Here is a 24,049-nt window from a genome sequence, read left to right as displayed (position 1 = left end):
ACGGACGCTCGCAGCATGACCGTCCGATCCCTCTCGACCGCCGTCGAGCACCGCATCGACCGCGCCGCACGCCGGGTGCTGGACGCCGGACACCAGCCGCACCGACCCGTCCGACTCGCGGTCACCGAGTTCCTGGTGTTCGGCGCGAAGCAGGCCTGGGCGTGCACGTTCGGGGCGCTGCTGCTCGCGACGATGGCGGTCGTGCACCTGACCGTCCCGGTCGATCTCCGGAACGACGTGACCACGATCGCCGCCGTCCTGCTGCAGGTCGGGATGCTCGTGTTCGGGCTCGAGACCTTCCGGGAGCTCCGCGTCGTCCTGCTCTTCCACGTCGTGGGCACCGTCATGGAGGTGTTCAAGACCCACATGGGCTCGTGGACCTACGAGCAGTCCGGTGTCCTGGTGGTGCTCGGCGTCCCGCTGTTCTCGGGGTTCATGTACGGCGCGGTCGGGTCGTACCTGGTGCGCGTGTACCGGTTGTTCGACCTGCGGTTCGACCGGTACCCGAGGCAGTGGGTCCTCGCGATCCTCGCGGCCCTGGTCTACGCGAACTTCTTCGGCCACCACTTCGTCTGGGACGCCCGGTACGTGCTGCTCGCACTCGTGGTGGTCCTGTTCGGCGCCACGACCATGCACGCGCGAGTCCACCGGACGGTGCTGCGGATGCCCGTGCTCGTCGCGATGGGCCTCGTCGCGCTGTTCATCTGGCTCGCCGAGAACGTCGCCACCTGGGCTGGCGCGTGGTCCTACCCCGCGCAGACGGCGGCCTGGCACCCGGTCGCGCCCACGAAGATCGTGGCGTGGCTGCTCCTCATGCTCATCTCGGTCGCGCTGGTCACGTGGGTGTACCCAGCGGTGCGGCCTGGAGGCACGGATCACCGCGGTCCGGCACGTCCCGCCCGGTGGTCGGCTGGTTCTCGACGACTTCGGGGCGCGCGCGCAGCGGACCCTCATAGGCTGCGGGGGTCGAGGCCCTCCGGGGCCGCTTCCGCTCGCCGCGAATCCTCAGCCTTCCGCGACCGAGCGCCCCTAGGCTGAGAGGACTCGAATCTCCAAGGAAGAGGACACCATGGCCTTCAAGCCCGGTTTCGACCAGTCCCCCGCCTTCAACAACCAGGGGCCCAACACCTGGGGTGGGCGTGGCGCTGGTCAGCAGCAGGCCGGCTGGGGACAGACCCCGCAGCAGGCACAGGGCGGCATGACGCCCGAGCAGCTGCAGTACATGTACGACCGCCCGGCGGCCAGCACGGTCGACACGGACCGCATGTCGTACGAGGACACCATCGTCAAGACGCTGCTCGCGTTCGGCGTGCTCCTCGTCGGTGCGGTGGCCGGCTGGAACCTGCCCCCGATCGTCTGGATCGTCGGCGCGATCGTCGGGTTCGTCCTGGCGCTCGTCAACACCTTCAAGAAGAAGCCGTCGCCGGGCCTGGTCCTGACGTACGCGTTCTTCGAGGGGCTGTTCGTCGGCGGTATCTCGAACTACTTCCAGACGGCGTTCCCGCAGGCCGACGGCATCGTCGCGCAGGCGGTCTTCGGCACCCTCGGGGTGTTCGCGGTCACGCTGCTGCTGTTCCTCTCGGGCAAGGTCCGTGCGACGCCGAAGCTGACCCGCTTCTTCCTCATCGCGATGGTCGGGTACATGGCGTTCTCGCTCGTGAACCTCGTCCTGATGTGGACCGGTGTGACGAACACGGCGTTCGGGCTCATGGGTACGACGATCTTCGGCATCCCGCTCGGCGTCGTCATCGGCATCTTCGTGGTCCTGATGGCCGCGTACTCGCTGATCCTCGACTTCGACCAGATCAAGACCGGTGTCCAGCGCGGCGCCCCGAAGATCTACGCGTGGACGGCGGCGTTCGGTCTCATCGTCACCCTCGTGTGGCTGTACCTCGAGATCCTGCGCATCCTCGCCATCATCGCGAGCAGTCAGCGCAACTAGCTCCGACCAGAAGGGCCCCGGCGAACACGCCGGGGCCCTTCGTCGTTCCCGGGCCCGTCCCTAACCACCCACCCCTCCGCCGAGCGGGCCTTTTTCGTCGTGTTCGAGGCGCTCCGGCGGCGTGTTCTGCCCGCTCGATGGCGGGCGGGCGGCGTGTTCTGCCCGCTCGCCGAGCATGTGCGGGGCCGAGTTCGCCGCCGCACGCGAAGGGGCCCGGCACGCAGTGCGTGCCGGGCCCCTTCAGCGCGGGAGGACTACTCCCACTCGATCGTCCCCGGCGGCTTCGACGTGACGTCGAGCACGACCCGGTTCACGTCGGGCACCTCGTTGGTGATGCGGTTCGAGATCTTCGCGAGGGTGTCGTACGGCAGACGAGTCCAGTCGGCGGTCATCGCGTCCTCCGAGGAGACCGGACGCAGCACGATCGGGTGGCCGTAGGTGCGGCCGTCGCCCTGGACGCCCACGGAACGGACGTCGGCGAGCAGGACGACCGGGCACTGCCAGATCTCCTGGTCGAGGCCGGCGGCGGTGAGTTCCTCGCGCGCGATCTTGTCCGCGGCACGGAGCAGCTCGAGGCGGTCCTTCGTGACCTCGCCGACGATGCGGATGCCGAGCCCCGGTCCGGGGAACGGCTGGCGGCCGACGATGACCTCGGGCAGCCCGAGCTCGCGACCGACCGCGCGGACCTCGTCCTTGAACAGGGTACGGAGCGGCTCGACGAGTTCGAACGTCATGTCGTCCGGGAGCCCGCCGACGTTGTGGTGCGACTTGATGTTCGCCGTGCCGGAACCACCGCCGGACTCGACGACGTCGGGGTAGAGCGTGCCCTGCACGAGGAACTTGACCTCGCCGGCAGCGTCGTCGCCGCGGGCCTCGAGCACGAGCGCCTCGGCCGCGGCCTCGAAGGTGCGGATGAACTCGCGCCCGATGATCTTGCGCTTCTGCTCCGGGTCACTGACGCCGGCCAGGGCGTCGAGGAACTGCTGCTCGGCGTCGATCGTGATGAGGCGCACACCGGTGGAGGCGACGTAGTCCTCTTCCACCTGCTTGCGCTCGTCGGCGCGGAGGAGCCCGTGGTCGACGAAGACGCACGTGAGCTGGTCACCGACGGCCTTGTGCACGATCGCCGCGGCGACGGCGGAGTCGACACCACCGGAGAGCCCGGCGATCACGCGGCTGGATCCGACCTGGGCCTGGATCCGGGCGACCTGCTCCTCGATGACGTTCGCCGAGTTCCAGTCACCGGGGAGCCCGGCGGCACGGTGCAGGAAGTTCTCGAGCACGGCCTGGCCGTACACCGAGTGCTTCACCTCGGGGTGCCACTGCACGCCGTAGAGCTTGCGCTCGTCGGACGCGAACGCGGCGACGGGGGTGGAGGCGCTCGACGCGAGGACCTCGAAGCCCTCCGGCGCCTTCGCCACGGAGTCGCCGTGGGACATCCAGGTCACCTGCGACTCCGGCTGCGCGCCGAGGAGCACGCTGTCGGTGCCCGTCACGGTGACGTCGGTCGCGCCGTACTCACGCTGGCCGGTCTGCGCGACCTCGCCGCCGAGGGCGGTCGCCATGGCCTGGAAGCCGTAGCAGATGCCCAGCACGGGGACGCCGAGGTCGAGGATGTCGCCGTCGAGCGACGGTGCGCCCGCTTCGTACACGGACGACGGACCACCGGACAGCACGATGGCCGCCGGGTCCTTCGCACGGACCTCGTCCGCCGTGATCGAGTGCGGGACGATCTCGCTGTAGACGTTCGCCTCACGGACCCGTCGCGCGATGAGCTGCGCGTACTGGGCTCCGAAGTCGACGACGAGGACGGGACGCTGTTCGGTCTCGCTCACCGAGCGGCCTCCTTCTCACGCTGCTGGGCAGCGGTCAGCTCGTGGTAGGTGTCCATGGCGATCTTCTGCATGCGGTGCTCGACCACGAACGACATGAACGGGATGATGCCCCCGAGGGCGATGAGCAGGAAGCGGATCGGCTTCCAGCGCATGATGCTCCACAGACGGAAGTCGGTGAAGAGGTAGAGCACGTACAGCCAGCCGTGGGCGATGAGGATGCCGATCGACAGGTTGAAGGTGCCGGGCTCCTTGCCCGCCGTGCCCTCCGGCACGAAGAACGCGCCGCCGCCGAGCTGCATCTCGAGGTGCAGCGGCGTGTACTTGATGACCATCTCGACCACCAGGGCGAGCAGCAGCACACCGGTGATGTACGCCGAGACGCGGTACCACTTCACCGCGCCCGGGATCTTCGGGATGTCACGGGTACGGACGGTCAGAGCCATATCGGCCATCCTACCGTCGGTCCGCGAGGGCCCCGTCGACGCTGAGAGCGGCCTCACGCCGGTCCTCTTCCTCGCGCTCCCAGGCGTCCTTCACGAAGCGGTACCAGAGGAACACGGCGAAGCCGGCGAAGACGACCCACTCCACGGCGTAGAAGAGGTTCAGCCAGTCGAACTGGACCTCCCGCGTCGGGGCCCGGTCGGCGATGGTGCCGAGGTCGGCGGCCTTCGCGGTGGTGTCGTCGGCGACGACGTACCCGAGGTACATCTCGTCGTCGAAGTGCTTCCACGTGTTCACGAACCGGGCCGGCGCGACCGCCGAGTACTCGCCCTTGTCGTAGGTGTCCTGGTCGGGCGACTCGGCCGGGTAGTAGCGGCCCTCGATCGTCAGGCGCGCGCCGTCCGTCAGACGGTCACCCCCGGCGACGGCGGCCGAGCGCTGGTCGGACCACCCGATGACGACCGGGAGGCTCGCCCCACTTCCGGCATCGACCAGGTGTCCCACGGTCTGGTACGTCCCACCCCCGCTGCGACCGGTCAGGACGGTCGTGTCACCGGCGACGAACGTGCCGGTGACGGTCACCTTCTGCCCGGCCATCGTCTCGGTCGCGGGCTGCATCGGCCGGGTCACGGCGTCGAGGGACTTCCGCGTCTCGGTGGTCGCCGGCAGTGGCTTGCCGTTCGCGATGCTCCGCTCGAGCTGCCACTTGCCCAGCCCGGCGAACACCGCCGCCAGCACGAGCGCCAGCAAGAGCAGCGCGATCCACCTCGGTCGTCGGGCTACGGCCCACATTCGTATCAGTACTCCGGATCGCGCTGACGGACCGGGCGTTCGGGTCGCTCGGCAGGAAGGGGCTCGGACGCCGCCTCCGAGGGCTCATTCTCCCGCTCTTCCCTGCCAGCCGCCTCCACCAGGGCGAACTCCTCCGCGAACTGGCGGTCCCGCTCCGCACGGCGCGCAGCGGCGTCCGCGGCGTCGGACTCGGCCGCGGCCTCCGCTGCCTCGGCCGCGGCGGCAGCCGCGACGGCCCGGCGACCGCCGAGGCGCGTGCGCAGCCGCGCGAGGCGGGCGGGTCGCACCACGAGGCGGCCGATCCGGTCCGAGTTCACGGCGAGGAGGGGTCCGAGGATGGCCATGACGAGGACGTAGAGGCCCGCGAACGCGGTGATCCGTGCCTCCAGGCCGGCGGCAGCCGAGAGCGTCGCGAGGATGAGCGCGAACTCGCCACGGTTCACCAGGATCACGGCGGTGTTGATGCCCTGCTGGACGTTGAAGCCGTTCATCCGGGCGACGAGCTGTCCGGCGACCGCGTTGAGCACCACCGTCATGCCGATCGCGCCGAGGACGGGCCAGAGCACCTCGCCGAAGGTGGACAGGTCGAGCCCGAGGCCGAAGTTCACGAAGAAGAACGCCGCGAACACGTCGCGCATCGGCAGTGCGAGCTGCTCGATGCGGTCCCGGTAGCGGGTCGCCCCGCAGAGCAGACCGATCACGAACGCGCCGATCGCATCGGTCACACCGAGCAGGTCACCGATGCCGCCGAACATCACCGCGAGACCGAAGAACAGCACCGTGAACAGTTCGTCGTCACGCGTCGCGAAGATCTTCGACACCCACTTGCCGGCGAACCGGGCGAGCGTGAACATCACGATCAGGAAGCCGAACGCCAGCGCGAGCTTGCCGACCACCGCCCACGCGTTCGTGTCGCCGGAGAGCACCACCGAGACGATCGCCAGGTAGATGGCGATGAAGACGTCCTCGATGACCGTGACACCGAGGATCATCGGCGTCTCGTCGTTGGCCAGGCGCCGCAACTCGATGAGGAGCTTCGTGACGATCGCGCTCGACGACGTCGCGGTCATGCCGGCGATGATCAGGGCCTCGCGGGTGCCCCAGCCGAGCGAGAACCCGAAGGCGAACCCGACGCCCATGTTGATCGCGACGTACGTGCCACCGGAGACCAGGAGTTTCCCGGCGTTGCCGTAGAACTCCTCCTGGTCGAACTCCAACCCGAGGTTGAACAGCAGCAGGATGAGGCCGAAGGTCGCGATCAGCTCGATCGTGTGCGACTCGACGTTCAGCCCGATCCACGGCGTGTGCGGACTCGCCATGAGCCCGACGATCATGTAGATCGGGATCGCCGGCAGCCCGATCACCTTGCCGAGTCGCCCCAGCACGTAGGCGATGACGAAGAGCACACCGATGGTGAGCAGCTCACCACCCAGGTGCATGCTCTAGCTCTTCCGCGGGGCCTCGGCCGATGCGGCCGCAAGCTCTCCGCTGCGGTAGAAGGAGAAGGCCTTGGCGACCTTCTCGGGGGACCCGGCGACGACGATCGTGTCACCGGGGAAGACGACGAAGTCCGAGGAGGGCGCCGGGTTGGCGCTGTCGCCGCGGACGACGGCCACGACGGTCAGTCCGATGAAGCCGGAGTCGTGCAGGTCGCCGAGGGGCTTGCCGGCGATCGCGTCGTCGTAGTCGACCGAGAACCAGTCGATCGACAGGCCCGGGATCTCGTCGAGCTTGTCGAGGCCCTCGGTGATCCGGGTGCCGCCGAGCAGTTCGGCGAGGGTGTGTGCTTCGTCCTCACTGAGGCGCAGCGACACCTTCTCCGACTTGTCCGCGCCGTCCGAGACGTCCGCGAAGGAGATGAGGTCGGAGTGGCCCGACCGGTGCGTGATGACACCGCACTTGCCACCGTCGTCGGTGTAGAAGCTGTGCAGCACGCCGACTCCGGGGAGTTTGACGCGATGGACGTCGACCATGATGGCTCCCTTTTCGAGTACCCCGATGATAACCACCACGGAGGTCCGGCCATTCCGTCAGGCGAAGTCGGATCCACCACCCCGCGCCGCCGCGAGCAGCGACCGGTCCGCGACGAGCTCCACGGCAGCGGCGATCTCCGGGGCGAGCCAGCGGTCGTCCCCCGGTCCCGCGGCCCGTTCCCGGAGCACGGCGCGCACCGCACCGGTGAGCGCGGCCGTCCCGGCGCCGCGCATGTCGGCCGCCCGCGCCGCCGTCAGGACCTCGATCGCGAGCACGCGGGTGAGCCCGTCGATCGCCCGGCGGAGCTTGCGTGCCGCGCCCCAGCCCATCGACACGTGGTCCTCCTGCATCGCCGAGGTCGGGATGGAGTCCACCGACGCGGGCACGGCAAGACGCTTCAGTTCGGAGACGATCCCGGCCTGGGTGTACTGCGCGATCATGTGCCCGGAGTCGACACCGGGGTCGTTCGCCAGGAAGGGCGGGAGTCCGCCGTTCCGGGTCGCGTCGAGGAACCGGTCGGTGCGGCGTTCGGACATGCTCGCGACGTCCGCCACGGCGATGGCGAGGAAGTCGAGCACGTACCCGACCGGCGCCCCGTGGAAGTTCCCGTTGGACTCCACGCGACCGTCGAGCGTGACCACCGGGTTGTCGACCGCCGACGCCAGCTCGCGGGACGCGACGAGTGCCGCGTGGTCCACGGTGTCCCGCGCGGCACCGTGCACCTGCGGGGCGCACCGCAGCGAGTACGCGTCCTGGACCCGGGTGAAGCCGGAGGAGCGGTGCGCGGCGATCACCGGCGAGCCGTCGAGTGCGGCGCGCATGTTCGCGGCCGAGCGGGCCTGGCCGGGGTGCGGACGGAGCGCCTGCAGGTCGGCGGCGAAGACGGTGTCCGTGCCGGCCAGGCCCTCGACGCTCATCGCAGCCGCGAGGTCCGCGGTGCTGAGCAGGGCCCCGAGGTCGTCGAGCGCCAGGACGAGCATCCCGAGCATGCCGTCGGTGCCGTTGATGAGCGCCAGGCCCTCCTTCTCGCGGAGCACGAGCGGCTCGATGCCCGCCGCGGCGAGCGCCTCGGCGGCCGGCATCGGGACACCCTGGACCCGCACGTCGCCCTCCCCCATCGCGGCGAGGGCGCAGTGCGCCAACGGTGCGAGGTCGCCGGAGCAACCCAGGCTGCCGTACTCGCCGATGACGGGCGTGATCCCGGCGTTGAGGAGGTCGGCGTACGTCTGCGCGACCTCGGGACGGACGCCCGTGCGACCGGTGGCGAGCGTCGACAGTCGGAGGAGCAGGAGCGCGCGGACGACCTCGTCCTCGACGGCGGGGCCGCTCGACGCCGCATGGCTGCGGACGAGGGAGGCCTGCAGCTGCGCGCGACGGTCGAACGGGATCTGCTTCGTGGCCAGGGCGCCGAAGCCCGTCGAGACGCCGTAGTGGGGGACGGTGCCGTCCGCGAGGGCCTCGATGACGGCGCGGCTCTCGGCCATCGCGGCGAGCGCGGTGGGTGCGAGCTCGACGCGTGCGCCGTGCCGGGCGACGGCGACCACGTCGTCGGGAGCGAGGGCTCCGACGTCGACGGTGACGGGCTGGGTGGCGGTGGTCGTCATGGTGCTCCTGCGGAGGTCGTGAGGGGTGCGTGCAGTACCGACTGGACGGTACAGATCATGGCAGCGTTCCGGCTCGCTCCGCTAGGGTCCGCGCATGGGGAACAGCACAGCGAGAACACGCATCGTCGTCGCCGGGGTCGGGGTCACGGCGGTCATCGCCTACGCCGCACTGCTCGCGGTGCAGGAACTCGTGCTCGATCCGCTCGCCGCAGTGCCGGGGACACCGCTCGCGACGATCTACGCGCACCTCGACGGGCAGGGGTTCGACGTGCGCTCCGACATCGTGGGTGTCCTGGTCATCGCGGCCATCGGGGTCGGCCTGGCCGTCGTGGTCACCGTCGTGACGCTGTGGAAGCGCGTCGAAGCGCACTTCGTGGCCGCCTGGTTCCTCGGCATCGTGGCCGCCGGAGCGGTTCCCGCGTTCGCCGCGGGGTTCCAGCTCGGCATGGACGTCGCCGACGGGTACGGCATCGGCGGCGAGGACCACACCATCTGGGCCGGCGTCCTGTACGTCACCAGCGTGATCGCGCTCGTCGCGATCCCGGTCGTCCTCGTGGTGGGTGAGCGACGCCGTGCGCGCCTGGCCACGTCGGGGACGCTGGTCGCCTGACGGGGGCGGGTCGCGCCTCCAGACCGTCGACAGCCTGGAGGCGCGACCCGTGTTCCCGACGCGGGTCGCGTCGGGCTGTGGCTGGGTCTACTCGGGTTCCGTCGTCTTCTCGCCGACCACGGCTTCGTCGGACGCCTTCGCGCCCTCCGCGCCGCTCGAGCGCCCACCGCCGACCACGACGTCGTCCTCGTCGAAGCCGAACGCGATGTCCGGCGCCTCGAGACGGACGCGGTCCGCCGACTCGTCGTCGGGCTGCAGCTGCGACTCCCGCTCGGCGGCGACGCGCTTCAGGTAGTTCGACACCTCGTGCTCGGTGGTCTCCTGGTCCCAGCCGAGCACGTCCGCCATGAGCTTCGCGGCGACGGGGGCGGCGGACTCACCGCGGTCCCAGGCCTCGATCGAGATGCGGGTGCGGCGGGCGAGGACGTCCTCCAGGTGCAGGGCACCCTCGTGCGAGGCCGCGTAGACGACCTCGGCACCGATGTAGTCGTCGGCCCCGGGCAGCGGCTCGGCGAGCGACGGGTCCTCCTTCACGAGCCGGAGGACCTCGGTCGCGAGCGTGCCGTACCGGTTCAGCAGGTGCTCGATGCGGACCTTGTGCACACCGAAGCTCCGCGCCGTGCGGCCACGGCGGTTCCACGCGGCGGGGTACCCCTCGGCGCCGAGGAGGGGGATGTCCTCGGTCGTCGACCCCGGGATCTTCCCGTCCATCGCGGCGACGGCCTCGTCGATGGCGTCCTTGCCCATCACGCGGTACGTCGTCCACTTGCCGCCGGCGACGACCACCAGCCCGGGGACCGTGTGGGCGACGACGTGCTCGCGGCTGAGCTTCGACGTCTGGTCGGACTCCCCGGCGAGCAACGGCCGGAGTCCGGCGTAGACGCCCTCGACGTCCTCGCGGGTGAGCGGGACCGCGAGCACCTTGTTCACGTGCTCGAGGATGTAGTCGATGTCCGCCGCGGTCGCCGCTGGGTGCGCCTTGTCGAGGTACCAGTCGGTGTCCGTCGTCCCGACGAGCCAGTGCCGACCCCACGGGATCACGAACAGCACGCTCTTCTCGGTGCGGAGGATCATGCCCGTGTTCGACTGGAAGCGGTCCCGCGGGATGACGAGGTGCACGCCCTTGGAGGCCCGCACCTTGAACTGTCCGCGGGTGCCGATCATCGCCTGGGTGTCGTCGGTCCAGACACCCGTCGCGTTGACGACCTGCTTCGCGCGGATCTCGAACTTCTCACCGGTCTGGATGTCGTGCGCCTCGGCCCCGACGACGCGCTCCCCGACCTTGATGAAGCCCTCGATGCGGATGCGGCTCGCGGCGTGGGCGCCGTAGGACGCCGCGGTGCGCACGAGCGAGGCGACGTACCGGGCGTCGTCCACCTGGGCGTCGTAGTAGGTCATGCCGCCGACGAAGGCGTCCTTCTTGAGCCCCGGCATGTTCTTGAGGACCTGCCCACGGCTGAGGTGCCGGTGGTGCGGGACGCCGGGCGGACGACCGCCGGACCAGCTGAACACGTCGTACATCGCCATGCCGATGCCGATGTAGAACCGCTCCCACACGCGGTGGTTGAGCGGGTAGAGGAAGCGCACGGGCTTCACCAGGTGCGGGGCGATCCGCTGCAGCAGGAGGCCGCGTTCGATCAGGGCCTCGCGGACGAGCGCGAAGTTGAGCTGCTCGAGGTACCGGATGCCGCCGTGGACGAGCTTCGACGAGCGACTCGACGTCCCCGAACCCCAGTCACGGGCCTCGACGATGCCGACGTTCAGGCCGCGCGTCACGGCGTCGAGCGCACTCCCAGCGCCGACGATGCCACCGCCGACGACCAGGACGTCGAGCTCTCGGGTCTTCATCGTCTCGATCGCGGCCGCGCGTTCGTCCGGGCCGAGCTTCGCCGACGGGTCGAACCCGACCCCCGGGGCCGCGTTCTCGGCCCGGGCCGGCCTCATTGCGCTGCTGCTGGACTTCGCCATCGTCGCCTCCGTGTCGCGGTGTCGCGCTCGGCGCCGTGGCGTCACCCGTGCTGGAGTGCGGGTGCCACCATCACTGCTGGTGGTACGGCGCCACGACCACTTCTACTCGCTGGAACTCCTTGACGTCGGAGTATCCGGTCGTCGCCATCGACCGGCGCAGCGCACCGATGATGTTCGCACGGCCGTCCCACGTCGGGGTCGGGCCGTTCAGGACGTTCTCCAGCGGGGCGATCGTGCCGACCTCGACCCGGCGGCCACGGGGCAGCTCCGGGTGGTGCGCCTCGGCACCCCAGTGGAACCCACCGCCGGGAGCCTCGGTCGCACGGGCCAGGGCGGTGCCGAGCATCACGGCGTCGGCACCCATCGCGATCGCCTTCACGACGTCACCGGCGGTGTCGAGCCCACCGTCGGCGATGACGTGCACGTACCGACCGCCGGACTCGTCCATGTAGTCACGGCGAGCGCCGGCGATGTCCGCGACGGCCGTGGCCATCGGGGCGTGGATGCCGAGCGCGGCACGGGTCGTCGAGGCTGCGCCGCCGCCGAACCCGACGAGCACGCCCGCAGCACCGGTGCGCATGAGGTGCAGCGCCGCCGTGTAGGTGGAGGCACCGCCCACGATGACCGGGACGTCGAGTTCGTAGATGAACTTCTTGAGGTTGAGGGGCTCGGTGTTCTGCGAGACGTGCTCGGCCGAGACCGTGGTGCCGCGGATCACGAACAGGTCGACGCCGGCGTCGACGACGGTCTTCGAGAACTCCTGCGTGCGCTGCGGGCTGAGCGACCCGGCGACCGGGACGCCCGCGGCGCGGATCTCGGCGAGACGCGCGGTGATCAGCTCGGCCTTGACCGGCTCGGAGTAGATCTCCTGCATGCGCTTCGTGACGTTGCCGTCGGTGAGCGTCTTGATCTCGTCGAAGTAGGGCGTCGGGTCCTCGTAGCGGGTCCAGAGCCCCTCGAGGTCCAGCACGCCGAGCATGCCGAGCTTGCCCATCTGGATGACCGTGGCCGGCGAGGCGACGGAGTCCATCGGGGCCGAGAGGATCGGCGACTCGAACGTGAACGCGTCGATCGACCACTGCACGTTCACGTCGCGCGGGTCACGCGTCCGACGCGAGGGGACCACCGCGATGTCGTCGAATGCGTACGCCCGACGTCCGCGCTTGCCTGCACCGATCTCGACTTCACTCACCCGGCAAGCCTAGCGGTCGTGTCCCCCGGGTGACACGAGCGGCCGCCGGGCTCGCACCGTGCGAGCCTCAGCGCGGTGGGCGCGGGCGGGCGCGGCGCTTGCGGAGCGCACGCAGGACGAACCCGAGCAGGAGCGCCAGCACGACCAGGACCCCGAGGAGCGCCGCCGCGACCTTCACGAGCAGCGCCGCCCCGATGAAGAGCGCGGCGAACACGAGCCAGACGAGGGCGTCGAGCACGAGGGGGCCGGGGGTACGCACGTGCCGAACGATACCGACCCGGCGGGGGCGAGCCGCGCCTCCAGGCCGGGTGTGTGAGAGGAGGGCCGTGCGGCGCATCAGCGACTTCGCACGACCCTCCTCGGTGCGGATGCCGCCCCCACAGCGACACCCGCGGTCGACACCGCTCGCTCAGCGAGCGGAGTCGACGTCCTTGGCGAGCGTCCCCAGGTACAGCTCGATGACCTTCGGATCGTCGGCGAGCTCCTTCCCGGTGCCCGAGTACGCGTTCTTCCCCTGGTCGAGCACGTACCCACGATCGCAGATCTGCAGACAGCGTCGCGCGTTCTGCTCCACCATGACGATCGACACACCGGCCTTGTTGATCCGGCGTGTGCGGATGAACGTCTCGTCCTGGCGGACGGGCGACAACCCGGCGGAGGGTTCGTCGAGCAGCAGCACCTTCGGGTCCATCATCAGCGCCCGCGCCATCGCCACGGACTGCCGCTCGCCACCGGACAGCGATCCGGCACGCTGGCCCTTGCGCTGCCCGAGGACGGGGAACAGGTCGTAGATGACCTCGAGGCGCTCGGCGAACTTCCGGGGCCGCAGGTACAGGCCCATCTGCAGGTTCTCCTCGATCGACAGCGAGGGGAAGACGTTGTTCGTCTGCGGCACGAAACCGACGCCGGCCTGCACGAGCTTGTTCGCCTTGAGGTTGGTGATGTCCTCGCCCTGCAGCGTGACGGAGCCCTCGCGGATGGACACGAGGCCGAACAACGCCTTGAGGAGTGTCGACTTGCCGGCGCCGTTCGGGCCGATGATGCCGATGAGCTCGCCCGGGTAGCAGTCGAGGTCGCAGCCGTTCAGGATGTTCACCCCCGGCAGGTACCCGGCGACGAGGTTCTTGGCGCTGAGCACCGGCTCGCGTTCCAGCGTGGCCGTGCCGACTTGCGTCGCGTGCGTCGCTTCCGGACTGGAGGCACTGCTCGCGTTCGTGGGGTCCGTTGCGTCGGTCATCGGGTCGCCTCCTGCTCGTCTTCTTCCGCTACTTCCTCGGCGAGTTCCTCGTAGGTCTCCTCGGTGAGGAGCGAGTCGTCGCCCAGGTCGGTGTCGTGGTGGGCGCCGAGGTACGCGTCGATGACGGCCTTGTCGTCCATCACGGTGTCGGCCGGCCCCTCGGCGACGACCTTGCCCTCGGCCATCACGACCACCCAGTCCGAGATGTGCCGGACCATGTGCATGTCGTGCTCGACGAACAGCACGGTCATGCCGTCGTCGCGGAGGGACTGGATGTGGCCGAGCAGCGATTGCGTCAGCGCGGGGTTCACGCCGGCCATCGGCTCGTCGAGCATGATCATCGTCGGGTCGGACATCAGCGCCCGGGCCATCTCGAGGAGCTTCCGCTGCCCGCCGCTCAGCGAGCCCGCGTAGTCGTCCGCCTTGGTGTCGAGCTTGAACCGGGCGAGGAGTTCCTCGGCCTTCGCCGTGATCGCGCGCTCCCGCGGCCGCCAGACCGCGGGGATCAGAGCGGCGAAGAAGTTCTCGCCCGGCTGGTCCCGCGCCCCGAGGAGCATGTTCTGCATCACCGTGAGCCGACTCAGCGCCTTGGTGAGCTGGAACGTGCGGACCATGCCGCGGTTGGCGATGTGCGTCGCGCTCGTCTTCTGCAGGGTCGCCCCGTCGAAGCGGGTGACGGCGCCGGGGCTCGGCTTGTCGAACCCGGTGAGCAGGTTGAAGAACGTCGTCTTGCCGGCGCCGTTCGGACCGATGAGGGCGGTGATCGACCCGCGCTGGACCTCGAGGTGGTCGACGTCCACCGCGGTCATGCCGCCGAAGCGCCGGGTGACCGTGTCGACGGTGAGGATGGGGTCGGTCTTGCTGTGGGCGTACGACTCAGACACTGAACGTCAGCTCCTTCTTGTTGCCGAGGAGACCCTGTGGACGGAACACGATCAACAGCATCAGCGCGACGCCGACGAGCACGTAGGAGAACTGCTCCGCCTGTTGCGCGTTCATGATCGAGTCGGGGATGAAGTCGCCCGCCAGGGTGCGGATGAAGAGCCGGACCACGAAGAACAGCACGGCGCCGAGCACCGGACCGAACACCGTCGCAGCACCGCCGAGGATGAGCGCGGTCCAGATGAAGAACGTCATCGAGCGACCCATCGCGTCCGGCTGCACCGAACTCGGCAGGACGTAGATGATGCCGGCCAGGGCACCGAGCGCGCCGCCGAAGACGAGCGCCTGCATCTTGTACGAGTAGACGTTCTTCCCGAGGGAGCGGACGGCGTCCTCGTCCTCGCGGATCGCCTTCAGGACCCGGCCCCAGGGGCTGCGCATGAGCAGGAAGAGCACGAGGGTGAACAGGGCGACGAGGCCCCATGCCGCGATGCGGATCCACCAGCCGTTGACGCCGTTGTTCGAGTACGTGAACCACAGGATCGTGGTGGTGCCGTCGGGCAGCGGGCTGAGGGCGTTGAACGGGTCGCGGTAGCTCGACCCGGTGATGCCGTTCGAGCCGCCGGTCGTCGTGGTGAGCAGGCTCGAACGTCCCACCATGCGGATGATCTCGGCGCCGGAGATCGTCACGATCGCCAGGTAGTCGCCGCGGAGCCGCAGGGTCGGGATGCCGAGGATGATCGCGAACACGATGGCCACGAGCAGGGCGACCAGGACCGCCATCACGAACGGCAGGCCGTTGGTGATCGAGATGGCGAAGCCGTACGCACCGAGGAGCAGGAACGCGGCCTGTCCCATGTTGATGAGACCGGTGAGTCCGAAGTGGACGTTCAGGCCGATCGCGGCGAGCGCGAACGCCGCCGTCGTGGGGGCGAGTGCCTCCTGTGTGAGCGAGGACAGCAGGTTGAGGATGTAGTCCATGGCGGCGCTCCTTAGCCGATCCGCTCGGCACGGCCGAAGATGCCCTGCGGCCGGAACAGCAGGATGAGGATGAGGATGACGAGGGCGGTGGCGTACTTGAAGTCACCCGGGAGCACCAGGTTCGTCAGCTCCACGACGATGCCGATGATCATCGACCCGACGAGCGCACCGTAGGCGGTTCCCAGACCGCCGAGGGTGACCGAGGCGAACATGAGCAGGAGCAGCTGGAGACCGGTCTGCCAGTTGACGCCGTTGAGCACGAGGCCGAGCATCACGCCCGACAGCCCCGCGAGGCCGGCGGCGAGCGTCCACACGAACCGGATCACCCGGTCGACGTCGATCCCGGACGCACTGGCCAGTGCCGGGTTGTCCGACACCGCCCGGGTCGCCCGGCCGAACCGGGTCTTCGCCAGGAACAGGCCGGTGGCGACGAGCACCACGAGCGCGATCGCCATCGCCACGTACGACTGCACCGTCAGCGTGACCCCGGCGAACCGGATGGTCTCCGGGTTGCCCTGCTGGATGCGGACCGTCGAGGCGCCGAAGAAGTACTGGAACGCGTACTGCGCGGCGATCGAGAGCCCGATCGTCACGATCATGAGCTGGGTGAGGCTGATCCGCCTCCGCCGCAGGGGCCGCCAGATCGCGGCGTCCTGCAGGTACCCGGTCGCCGCGCACAGCAGCGTGACGACGATGCCGGTGAGCCAGATGTTCCACCCGAGCTGGTTCGCGAACAGGTAGGCGAGGAGGCCGCCGAGGGTCACCTGCTCACCGTGCGAGAAGCTCGACAGCCCCGTGGTGCCGTAGATGAGCGAGAGCCCCACCGACGCCAGGGCGATGAGGAGCCCGAGCCGGATGCCGGACGCGAACTGCTGCCACGCCCGCTGCGGGGTGACGCTCGTGGCGTCGTCGTTCGTGACCACGCCCTGCTGGTCGGAGAGCTGGAAGATCTGCCCGACGTTCGCGTTCAGGCTCGCGGTGACCGTGCGCTTCGCGTCCGCCGCGTTCGTCAGGTACTGCCCCTTCGGCAGCGTGTCCTGGTCGACGGCGACGGTGTAGCTGCCCGCCGTCGTCACGCTCACGGACCACCGGCCGGTGTCCGAGGTGGTCGCGGTCTGCGCGAACCCGCCCGGCCCGGTGACGTCGACCGCGACGCCCTCGACCGACTTCCGATCGGAGTCGGTGATCGTGCCCTGGATGCAGCCGTTGGTCGGGCTGACCGTGCAGGGCTGGTTGCTGGCCGGGGCCTCGGTACTGGTCGCGCTGCTGGTGCTGGTCGGACTGCTCATGCTGGTCGGGCTCGTCGCCCCCTGCGCCGAGGGCGACACTGCCCAGTCGACCGCGAAGGTGGCGAGGAAAGCGAGGAAGAGTACTGCGGCGAGGACCAGGCGGCTGCGGCCTGGTGCCCCGCGGCGGAGCCCGCGCCGCAGCGCTGACCCCGGCGGAGTGATGGAACCCACGGATGAGCCTCTCGTTCGGATAGTCGAGGACCCTAGGGATTTTTTGTGTCCCCCGTGTTTCCATCACGTTCCCTGGAGAAATCGTGCCGCAACCGTGATCCTGCACAGGAAGCGCGGAGCCCTGGTCCGGGCCGGAATGGCGGGGTGGACGCGCGCGTTACCATGGTCTATCCGGAACCCGCCGCTGCGTTCCCGGTGTTCGCGCAACCACTTCACCTCGCCCACGAAGGGGACCCATGGACCAGCCGGATCCGTTCGGATTCATCGGACTCACGTACGACGACGTCATGCTCCTGCCGGGGCACACCGACGTCATCCCGAGCGAGGCGTCCACCACGTCCCGGCTCACCAAGCGGATCTCCGTCAACGTCCCGCTGCTCTCGGCGGCGATGGACACCGTGACCGAGGCCCGGATGGCGATCGCCATGGCCCGTCAGGGCGGCATCGGCATCCTGCACCGCAACATGTCGATCGCCGACCAGGCCGCCTACGTCGACAAGGTCAAGCGCTCCGAGTCGGGCATGATCACCAACCCCGTCACGACGCGGCCCGACGCCACCGTCGCCGAGGTGGACGCCCTCTGCGGGCAGTTCCGCGTCTCCGGACTGCCGGTCGTCGAGCAGGACGGCACGCTCGTCGGCATCATCACGAACCGGGACATGCGCTTCGTCGCCCCGTTCGAGCTGGGCACGACCCTCGTCCGCGACGTCATGACGAAGGCGCCGTTGATCACCGCGAACGAGGGCATCGACCCCGAGGAAGCCGTCGCGATCTTCGCGCAGCACAAGATCGAGAAGCTCCCGCTGGTGGACGCCGACGGCAAGCTCCGTGGGCTCATCACCGTGAAGGACTTCGACAAGAGCGAGAAGTACCCGGACGCCACGAAGGACGACGAGGGCCGCCTTCGCGTGGGCGCGGCCATCGGGTTCTTCGGCGACGCCTGGCAGCGTGCCGAGGCCCTGCTCGAGGCGGGCGTCGACGTGCTCGTGGTCGACACCGCGAACGGCGAGAGCGAAGGCGTGCTCGACATGGTCCGTCGCCTCAAGGCCGACCCGCGCTTCGCGGGCGTGGACGTCATCGGCGGCAACGTCGCGACGCGTCAGGGTGCGCAGGCGCTCATCGACGCCGGTGTCGACGCGGTCAAGGTCGGCGTGGGCCCTGGTTCGATCTGCACCACGCGCGTGGTCGCCGGTGTGGGCGTCCCGCAGGTCACCGCCGTGTACGAGGCGTTCCTCGCGGCGCGCGAGTCCGGCGTGCCCGTGATCGCCGACGGCGGTCTGCAGTACTCGGGCGACATCGCCAAGGCCCTGGTCGCCGGAGCGGACACCGTGATGCTCGGCTCGCTGCTGGCCGGCACGGACGAGTCCCCGGGCGAGCTGGTGTTCGTCGGCGGCAAGCAGTACAAGGCCTACCGCGGGATGGGCTCCCTCGGCGCCCTGCAGACGCGCGGCGAGAAGACCTCGTACTCGAAGGACCGCTACTTCCAGGCCGACGTCCCCTCGGACGAGAAGCTCATCCCCGAGGGCATCGAGGGCCAGGTGCCCTACCGCGGCTCCGTCGCGAACGCCGTGTACCAGCTCGTCGGCGGCCTCCGCCAGTCGATGTTCTACGTCGGCGGCCGCACCGTGCCGGAACTCAAGGCACGCGGCAAGTTCGTCCGGATCACAGCGGCCGGGCTCAAGGAGTCGCACCCGCACGACATCAAGATGGTCGTCGAGGCGCCGAACTACCGCGGCTGACCAGTCCAACCCGAACGCCCCGCTCCGATCCGGAGCGGGGCGTTTGTGCGTCCGCTCAGATTCATCACGGGTCTGTAACGAAACACTCAGGGGTGGATGATCGACACACGGGCGAAACACATCCGCTCTAGCTTTCTCGACATCCCACGTGGAGGACGCCGCGCTCGACCCGATGCGCCGGGGCCTTCCGCGAAGAGAAAGGGCACCACGGATGATCAGAACCACCCGTGCCACCACGGCACTGGCAGTGGCCGGAGCGGCGGCGCTCCTGCTCGCCGCCTGTTCCACCAGCGGCAGCGCGTCCCCGTCCAACTCCGCGTCCAGCGGCGCGAAGAAGGACCCCGCCGCGAGCTGCAAGGCCCCAGACACCCCCGGCACCGACGCGCTGAAGATCGGCACCATCCTGCCGCTCACCGGTTCGCTGGCGTACCTCAACCCGCCCGCCGAGTCCGGTGTGGGACTCGCGGTGCAGGACATCAACGCCGCCGGCGGCGTCCTCGACAAGGACGTCACGATCGACCCCGCCACCGACTCCGGCGACAGCAACGACATGACCGTGTCGAGCTCCGCGGCCACGAAGCTCGTGAACGCGAAGGTCCCGGTCGCGATCGGCGCCGAGTCCTCCAGCGTCACGCTCAACGTCATCGACCAGCTGACGAGCAACTGCATCGTGGAGATCTCCCCCGCGAACACCGCGGCGGACCTCTCGGGCTACTCGTCGTACTACTACCGGACCGCTCCGCCGGACTCGGTGCAGGGTTCGGCGCTCGGCCAGCTCGTCACGGGCGACGGCAACGCCAAGGTCGCGTTCCTGGTCTTCAACGACACCTACGGCACCGGCCTCCGCAACACCGTGCAGAAGGCCGTCGAGGACTCGGGCGGATCCGTGGTCTACGGCGGCAAGGGCAAGGGCCAGGAGTTCCCGCCCGGCCAGACGACGTTCTCGTCCGAGGTCACCGCGGCGCTCGCCACGAAGCCCGACGCCATCGTCGTCCTCGCGTTCGACGAGACGAAGTCGATCATCCCGGAGCTGAAGTCCCAGGACGCCGACATGTCGAAGATCTACATGTCCGACGGCAACACGGCGGACTACTCGAAGGACTTCGACAAGGGCACGCTGACCGGCGCACAGGGCACGATCCCCGGCGCTTCGCCGAAGGACGAGTTCAAGGCGCAGCTCGCGGCGTACTACAAGAAGTCGTCGGGCAAGGACCTCGCCGACTACTCGTACGCGGCGGAGTCCTACGACGCCACCGTCCTCGCCGCCCTCGCCGCGGTGAAGGGCAAGGGTACGGACTCCGGCACCATCCAGGCCAACATGGCCGCGGTGTCCGGAGCCGACGGCGGCACCGAGTGCTCGACGTTCAAGGACTGCAAGGACCTGCTCGACAAGGGTGAGGACATCCACTACACGGGTCCGTCGGGCATCGGTCCGTTCGACGACAACAACGACCCGTCGAGCGCCTACATCGGCATCTACAAGTTCGACGGCGACAACAAGCCCGTCTACCAGAGCGCCATCCAGGGCTCGGTCAAGAAGTAACACCACTGCGAAAGCGACAGTCCCCCGCGGAACTCCCGCGGGGGACTGTCGCTTTGGCGGGTCCAGAACCGACAGAGGCACGGCCTGGAGGCGCGGTGCGGGGCCGTCAGGCCGCGCCGGCCGCCGTGGGTGCCAGCGCCCGGCGCCTCGATGCCCGAGCGGCAGCGAAGGAATCGACGGTCAGGATGACCAGGGCCAGCCAGACGATCCCGAAGCCGAACCAGCGGGCGCCGGACATCGGCTCGTGCTGCACCACGACACCGACGAGCAGCTGCATGATCGGCGCGAGGTACTGCGTCAGCCCGAGCGTGGACAGGCTCACCCGACGGGCAGAGGACGCGAACAGCAGGAGCGGCACCGCCGTCGCCGGCCCGGTCAGCACCGTCACGACGACGTGCACCCAGCCCTCGCTCGTGAACGTCACCCCGCCGCCGAGGCCCGTCGCCCCGAGCACCACGAGCGCGACGACCGCGATCGGCAGCAGCCACACGGTCTCGATCGTCAGCCCGGACAGTGCGTCCACCGTGCCGCCGACGCGCTTCTTCACGAGCCCGTACAGGCCGAACGAGAACGCCAGCGCGAGCGAGATCCACGGCATGCGGCCGTAGCCCACCGCGATGACGACGACCGCCACGACGCTGATCCCGACGGCCGTCCACTGCAGCGGGCGGAGGCGTTCGCGGAGCACGACCACGCCGAGCGCGATCGTGACGAGCGGGTTGATGAAGTAGCCGAGCGCGGCCTCGACCGTGTGGCCGGTGGTCGTCGCCGCGACGTACACGGTCCAGTTCACCAGGATGAGCACCGCAGCCAGGGCCATCACGAGCATCACCCGGCGCTGGGCCATCAGGGACCGGGTCCGGAGCCACGACCGGGTGACTGCGATCGCCACGGCGCAGAAGACCAGGCCGAAGACGACCCGCCAGGCGACGATCTCGAACGCGCCTGCCGGGGCCATCGCCGCGAAGAGCAGGGGCATGAGCCCCCAGAGGCCGTACGCGACGATCGCCTGCACGACGCCGACGGATGCCTCGCTGCGGACCGGGCGCGCCGGGGTCGGTTCACTCACGGAACCATCCTAGGAACGGGCACCGACGCTGCGGGGCCGCACCGCGCCTCTCCCCATCGGCACGGCCGCCACGCCGCTGGCGCGTCGCGTCGGAACCGGCGACGTGGGCCCAGGCCGACGGAACGCGACCACGTACCGGACGTGCAGACGCACGAACGCCCCGCCGGCCGGAGCCGAACGGGGCGTTCGCAGCAGAGAACGCTGTCTCAGTGCTCGTTACTTCAGTGCTCGATGACCGCGAGGACGTCGCGGGCCGAGAGGACGAGGAGGTCCTCGCCCGAGTACTTGACCTCGGTGCCGCCGTACTTCGAGTAGATGACCTTGTCACCCACGGCGACGTCGAGCGGGACGCGGTTGCCGTTGTCGTCGATACGACCCGGACCCACGGCGACGACCTCGCCCTCCTGGGGCTTCTCCTTCGCGGTGTCCGGGATGACCAGACCGGAAGCAGTGGTCTGCTCCGCCTCGACCTGGCGGATGACGATGCGATCCTCGAGCGGCTTGATGCTGACGGCCACGGTGACCTCTTCTTTCTCGGTACAGACTCGGTACAGATGAAAACCGTGTTGGCACTACGCACAGGAGAGTGCCAACCGCCCCAACTCTAGGGCGTCGTTGGCACTCGGTCAATCCGAGTGCCAACGTCCGACCGGGCTCACGGCGACCTGGGAGGATCGTCGGGTGGAAGCCGCCGATCTCGCCCAGTTGCTGACCCCCGAGGGGATGGCCCTGCTCGACCGTACCCCGGCCGTGTCCGACGGTGGTGAGATCGTCCGGGTCGTCTCCCGACTGCGCTCCGAGGGCCACGACCCCGGGCTCGTGGCGGCGGTCCTGACGCAGGCCAAGCTGCGCCAGAAGGCCCGCGGGAAGTTCGGGGACTTCGCCGCGCGGATGCTCTTCACCGAGGCCGGCCTCGAACAGGCGACCCGCCTGCAGGTCGCCGCGCAGCACGCCGGGCGCTTCGCCGCCGCCGGGCTGACGCGGGTCGCGGACCTCGGGTGCGGCATCGGCGGGGACGCGATGGCGATGGCCGCGCTCGACCTCGAGGTCACCGCGGTCGACCGCGACGAGGTGACCGCGGCCGTGGCGACGCACAACCTCGCGCTCTGGCCGAGTGCGCGTGTGGAACTCGGCGACGCGGCCGGGTTCGACCTGTCGCGGGTCGACGGCGTCTGGATGGACCCGGCGCGGCGCACCTCCGGGCACACGAACACGAAGCGACTGGCCGACCCGGACGACTGGTCCCCGTCGCTCGACACCGTGTTCGCAGCGGCCACGACGACCCCGACCGGCGTGAAGCTCGGGCCGGGCGTCGACCGCGAACTCATCCCCGACACCGCCGAGGCGCAGTGGACGTCGGTCGACCGCGAGGTCGTCGAGCTCGCCCTCTGGTTCGGCCCGCTCGCCCGGCCGGGCATCCGTCGCGCAGCCACCGTCATCGGGTCGCACGGCATCGCGGAGCTCGTGGGCGCGTTCGACGCCGATGACGAGCCCGTCGGACCCCTCGGCGCGTACCTCTACGAACCCGACGGCGCGGTCATCCGAGCACGGCTCATCGGCGACTTCGCCCGGTCGATCGACGGCCGCATGCTCTCCGACGGCATCGCGTACGTCACCTCGGACCGGGCGGTCGCGACACCGTTCGCCCAGGGGTTCCGGGTCATCGACACGCTGCCGCTCGACGTCAAGCAGCTCGCCGCACGACTGGCCTCGGACGACATCGGCACCGTCGAGATCAAGAAGCGCGGCGTCGACGTGGACCCGGCGCAGTTCCGGAAGCGGCTGCGGTTGCGCGGACGCGGTCGCGGTCGCGTCACGCTCGTGCTCACCCGCCTGGAGGGACGACACACCGCGATCCTGTGCGAGCGGCTCACCGACGGGGCCGGGCCGGGCGCGGGGCGCTGACCGGGTCCGGTGGTCGGGGCCGGGCGCTGACCGGGTCCGGTGGTCAGGGCCGGGCGCTGACCGGGTCCGGACACGACGATGGCCGGGTGGCGATGCCACCCGGCCACACCGGATCGGTCCGGGTCAGCCGATGAAGGCGCCCGAGTCGTAGCCGTAGTCGTAGTTGCTCGACGACCCCGCGGCCACACCGATGATGATGAACAGCCCGACGATCAGGATGAACAGGCCGGTGAGCACCCAGCCGCCGATCACCCCGGCGAGCGCCAGACCTCGTCCGCCCTCACCCGTCTGCTTGATCTTGCCGAGGGCGATGTGTCCCATGATCGCGCCGGCCGGGCTCGTGAGGATCACGAGCGGCCAGATGATGATGCCGCCGAAGGCGAAGACGATCGACAGGATCGCGAGCACGTTCGTCTTCGGACGCTGCGCGTAGGGCTGGTAGCCGCCGGGCGCGTAGGCCGGGGCGGCGTACGGGTTCGATCCCTGCGGAGCGCCGTACGGGTTCTGGTTCGGCTGCTGCGGAGCGGCGTACGGGTTCTGTGGGGCCGCGTAGGGGTTCTGCGGCGCCGCGTACGGGTTCTGCGGGGCGCCGTAGCCTGGCTGCCCCTGCTGTCCCGGCTGGCCCTGCTGACCCGGCGCTGCGTACGGGTTGCTCGGCGCGGCGTACGGGTTCTGCGGTGCGTCCGCAGAGCCCTCGGGAGCAGAAGCCCCGTACTGCTGCGGCTGGCCGAACTCGGGCTGCGCGGCACTCGACGGCGCGCCCTGCTCGGGAGCCGGCTGGTTCGCGGAGGCCCCACCGTCCGGCGTCGATTCGCCCGGCTTCGGCCACTGGTTCTGATCGGACACCGTCCACCCCTCTCGGCACCTCGGTCGTC

At 69.7% G+C, this 24,049-nt stretch carries 22 protein-coding genes; 6 read left to right on the top strand and 16 right to left on the bottom strand.

Annotated features, from left to right (window positions below):
• Positions 1–15: 15 nt before the first annotated feature.
• Both ABIC61_RS03810 and ABIC61_RS03805 read left to right on the top strand, forming a co-directional pair.
• Positions 16–1,038 (top strand): DUF817 domain-containing protein, encoded by a 1,023-nt coding sequence (locus ABIC61_RS03810; protein WP_354028871.1) that lies wholly within the window; start codon positions 16–18, stop codon positions 1,036–1,038.
• A gap of 31 nt (positions 1,039–1,069) precedes the next feature.
• A complete protein-coding gene (locus ABIC61_RS03805) occupies positions 1,070–1,942 on the top strand; it encodes a Bax inhibitor-1/YccA family protein (RefSeq protein ID WP_354028870.1) in 873 nt (290 codons plus the stop codon).
• 254 nt (positions 1,943–2,196) lie between these two features.
• Here the strand turns inward: ABIC61_RS03805 and guaA are convergent, their stop codons facing one another.
• Genes guaA through hutH form a run of 6 tightly spaced genes read right to left on the bottom strand, consistent with a single transcriptional unit; the run spans position 2,197 to position 8,588 of the window.
• Positions 2,197–3,777, bottom strand: coding sequence for a glutamine-hydrolyzing GMP synthase (guaA, locus tag ABIC61_RS03800; protein WP_354028869.1), 1,581 nt, complete (start codon positions 3,775–3,777; stop codon positions 2,197–2,199).
• Complete coding sequence (locus ABIC61_RS03795) at positions 3,774–4,220, bottom strand: DUF3817 domain-containing protein (RefSeq protein ID WP_070417720.1); 447 nt, start codon at positions 4,218–4,220, stop codon at positions 3,774–3,776. The genes guaA and ABIC61_RS03795 overlap by 4 nt, the downstream gene beginning before the upstream one ends.
• Positions 4,221–4,230: 10 nt before the next feature.
• Entirely contained in the window at positions 4,231–4,968 is a 738-nt protein-coding gene (locus ABIC61_RS03790) for an SURF1 family cytochrome oxidase biogenesis protein (RefSeq protein ID WP_354028868.1), read from the bottom strand.
• A gap of 47 nt (positions 4,969–5,015) precedes the next feature.
• Positions 5,016–6,449 (bottom strand): cation:proton antiporter, encoded by a 1,434-nt coding sequence (locus tag ABIC61_RS03785; protein ID WP_354028867.1) that lies wholly within the window; start codon positions 6,447–6,449, stop codon positions 5,016–5,018.
• A gap of 3 nt (positions 6,450–6,452) precedes the next feature.
• Positions 6,453–6,983: a cation:proton antiporter regulatory subunit gene (locus tag ABIC61_RS03780; RefSeq protein WP_017885470.1), complete on the bottom strand. Its 531-nt coding sequence runs from the start codon at positions 6,981–6,983 to the stop codon at positions 6,453–6,455.
• A 57-nt stretch (positions 6,984–7,040) separates the two neighbouring features.
• A complete protein-coding gene (gene hutH, locus ABIC61_RS03775; protein ID WP_354028866.1) occupies positions 7,041–8,588 on the bottom strand; it encodes a histidine ammonia-lyase in 1,548 nt (515 codons plus the stop codon).
• A 94-nt stretch (positions 8,589–8,682) separates the two neighbouring features.
• On the opposite strand from hutH, the gene ABIC61_RS03770 reads away from it, so the two are divergent.
• The gene (locus ABIC61_RS03770; RefSeq protein WP_144753208.1) at positions 8,683–9,198 is read left to right on the top strand and encodes a hypothetical protein; all 516 of its coding nucleotides are present in this window, start codon (positions 8,683–8,685) and stop codon (positions 9,196–9,198) included.
• Positions 9,199–9,285: 87 nt separating this feature from the next.
• On the opposite strand, the gene ABIC61_RS03765 is transcribed toward ABIC61_RS03770, so the two are convergent.
• From ABIC61_RS03765 to ABIC61_RS03735, 7 genes are all read right to left on the bottom strand, one after another.
• A complete protein-coding gene (locus ABIC61_RS03765; RefSeq protein WP_144754246.1) occupies positions 9,286–11,142 on the bottom strand; it encodes a glycerol-3-phosphate dehydrogenase/oxidase in 1,857 nt (618 codons plus the stop codon).
• A gap of 94 nt (positions 11,143–11,236) precedes the next feature.
• Complete coding sequence (locus ABIC61_RS03760; RefSeq protein WP_144753211.1) at positions 11,237–12,358, bottom strand: GuaB3 family IMP dehydrogenase-related protein; 1,122 nt, start codon at positions 12,356–12,358, stop codon at positions 11,237–11,239.
• A 67-nt stretch (positions 12,359–12,425) separates the two neighbouring features.
• Positions 12,426–12,617: a hypothetical protein gene (locus ABIC61_RS03755; protein WP_354028865.1), complete on the bottom strand. Its 192-nt coding sequence runs from the start codon at positions 12,615–12,617 to the stop codon at positions 12,426–12,428.
• Between the two features lie 150 nt (positions 12,618–12,767).
• A complete protein-coding gene (locus ABIC61_RS03750) occupies positions 12,768–13,595 on the bottom strand; it encodes an ABC transporter ATP-binding protein (RefSeq protein WP_354028864.1) in 828 nt (275 codons plus the stop codon).
• Complete coding sequence (locus tag ABIC61_RS03745) at positions 13,592–14,479, bottom strand: ABC transporter ATP-binding protein (RefSeq protein WP_144753220.1); 888 nt, start codon at positions 14,477–14,479, stop codon at positions 13,592–13,594. The genes ABIC61_RS03750 and ABIC61_RS03745 overlap by 4 nt, the downstream gene beginning before the upstream one ends.
• On the bottom strand, positions 14,472–15,458 hold the full coding sequence (locus tag ABIC61_RS03740) for a branched-chain amino acid ABC transporter permease (protein WP_144753222.1): 987 nt from the start codon (positions 15,456–15,458) through the stop codon (positions 14,472–14,474). Before ABIC61_RS03740 ends, ABIC61_RS03745 begins: the two co-directional genes overlap by 8 nt.
• 11 nt (positions 15,459–15,469) lie before the next feature.
• Positions 15,470–16,747, bottom strand: coding sequence for a branched-chain amino acid ABC transporter permease (locus ABIC61_RS03735; protein ID WP_354028863.1), 1,278 nt, complete (start codon positions 16,745–16,747; stop codon positions 15,470–15,472).
• A gap of 407 nt (positions 16,748–17,154) precedes the next feature.
• Here ABIC61_RS03735 and guaB point away from each other — a divergent pair, with 407 nt between their 5' ends.
• Positions 17,155–18,657 carry an IMP dehydrogenase gene (gene guaB, locus ABIC61_RS03730; protein WP_144753225.1) on the top strand — a complete coding sequence of 501 codons (1,503 nt, stop codon included), beginning with the start codon at positions 17,155–17,157 and terminating at the stop codon, positions 18,655–18,657.
• Positions 18,658–18,868: 211 nt separating this feature from the next.
• Positions 18,869–20,200 (top strand): ABC transporter substrate-binding protein, encoded by a 1,332-nt coding sequence (locus tag ABIC61_RS03725; RefSeq protein ID WP_144753228.1) that lies wholly within the window; start codon positions 18,869–18,871, stop codon positions 20,198–20,200.
• A 106-nt stretch (positions 20,201–20,306) separates the two neighbouring features.
• On the opposite strand, the gene rarD is transcribed toward ABIC61_RS03725, so the two are convergent.
• Together rarD and groES are read right to left on the bottom strand one after the other, a co-directional pair.
• Positions 20,307–21,269, bottom strand: coding sequence for an EamA family transporter RarD (gene rarD, locus ABIC61_RS03720; protein ID WP_354028862.1), 963 nt, complete (start codon positions 21,267–21,269; stop codon positions 20,307–20,309).
• Between the two features lie 221 nt (positions 21,270–21,490).
• On the bottom strand, positions 21,491–21,787 hold the full coding sequence (groES, locus tag ABIC61_RS03715) for a co-chaperone GroES (protein WP_071292506.1): 297 nt from the start codon (positions 21,785–21,787) through the stop codon (positions 21,491–21,493).
• A gap of 163 nt (positions 21,788–21,950) precedes the next feature.
• Here groES and ABIC61_RS03710 point away from each other — a divergent pair, with 163 nt between their 5' ends.
• Complete coding sequence (locus ABIC61_RS03710) at positions 21,951–23,174, top strand: class I SAM-dependent methyltransferase (RefSeq protein ID WP_354028861.1); 1,224 nt, start codon at positions 21,951–21,953, stop codon at positions 23,172–23,174.
• Positions 23,175–23,297: 123 nt separating this feature from the next.
• On the opposite strand, the gene ABIC61_RS03705 is transcribed toward ABIC61_RS03710, so the two are convergent.
• Positions 23,298–24,020, bottom strand: a complete 723-nt coding sequence (locus ABIC61_RS03705) for a DUF4190 domain-containing protein (protein ID WP_354028860.1) — start codon at positions 24,018–24,020, stop codon at positions 23,298–23,300.
• Between the last annotated feature and the right edge of the window lie 29 nt (positions 24,021–24,049).

This window comes from Curtobacterium sp. 1544 (assembly GCF_040544915.1).
In the GTDB taxonomy this organism is placed as follows: Bacteria; Actinomycetota; Actinomycetes; order Actinomycetales; family Microbacteriaceae; genus Curtobacterium; species Curtobacterium pusillum_C.
The sequence above is the reverse complement of the archived record's forward strand: the minus strand, read 5'-3'. Positions and strand labels throughout refer to the sequence as shown.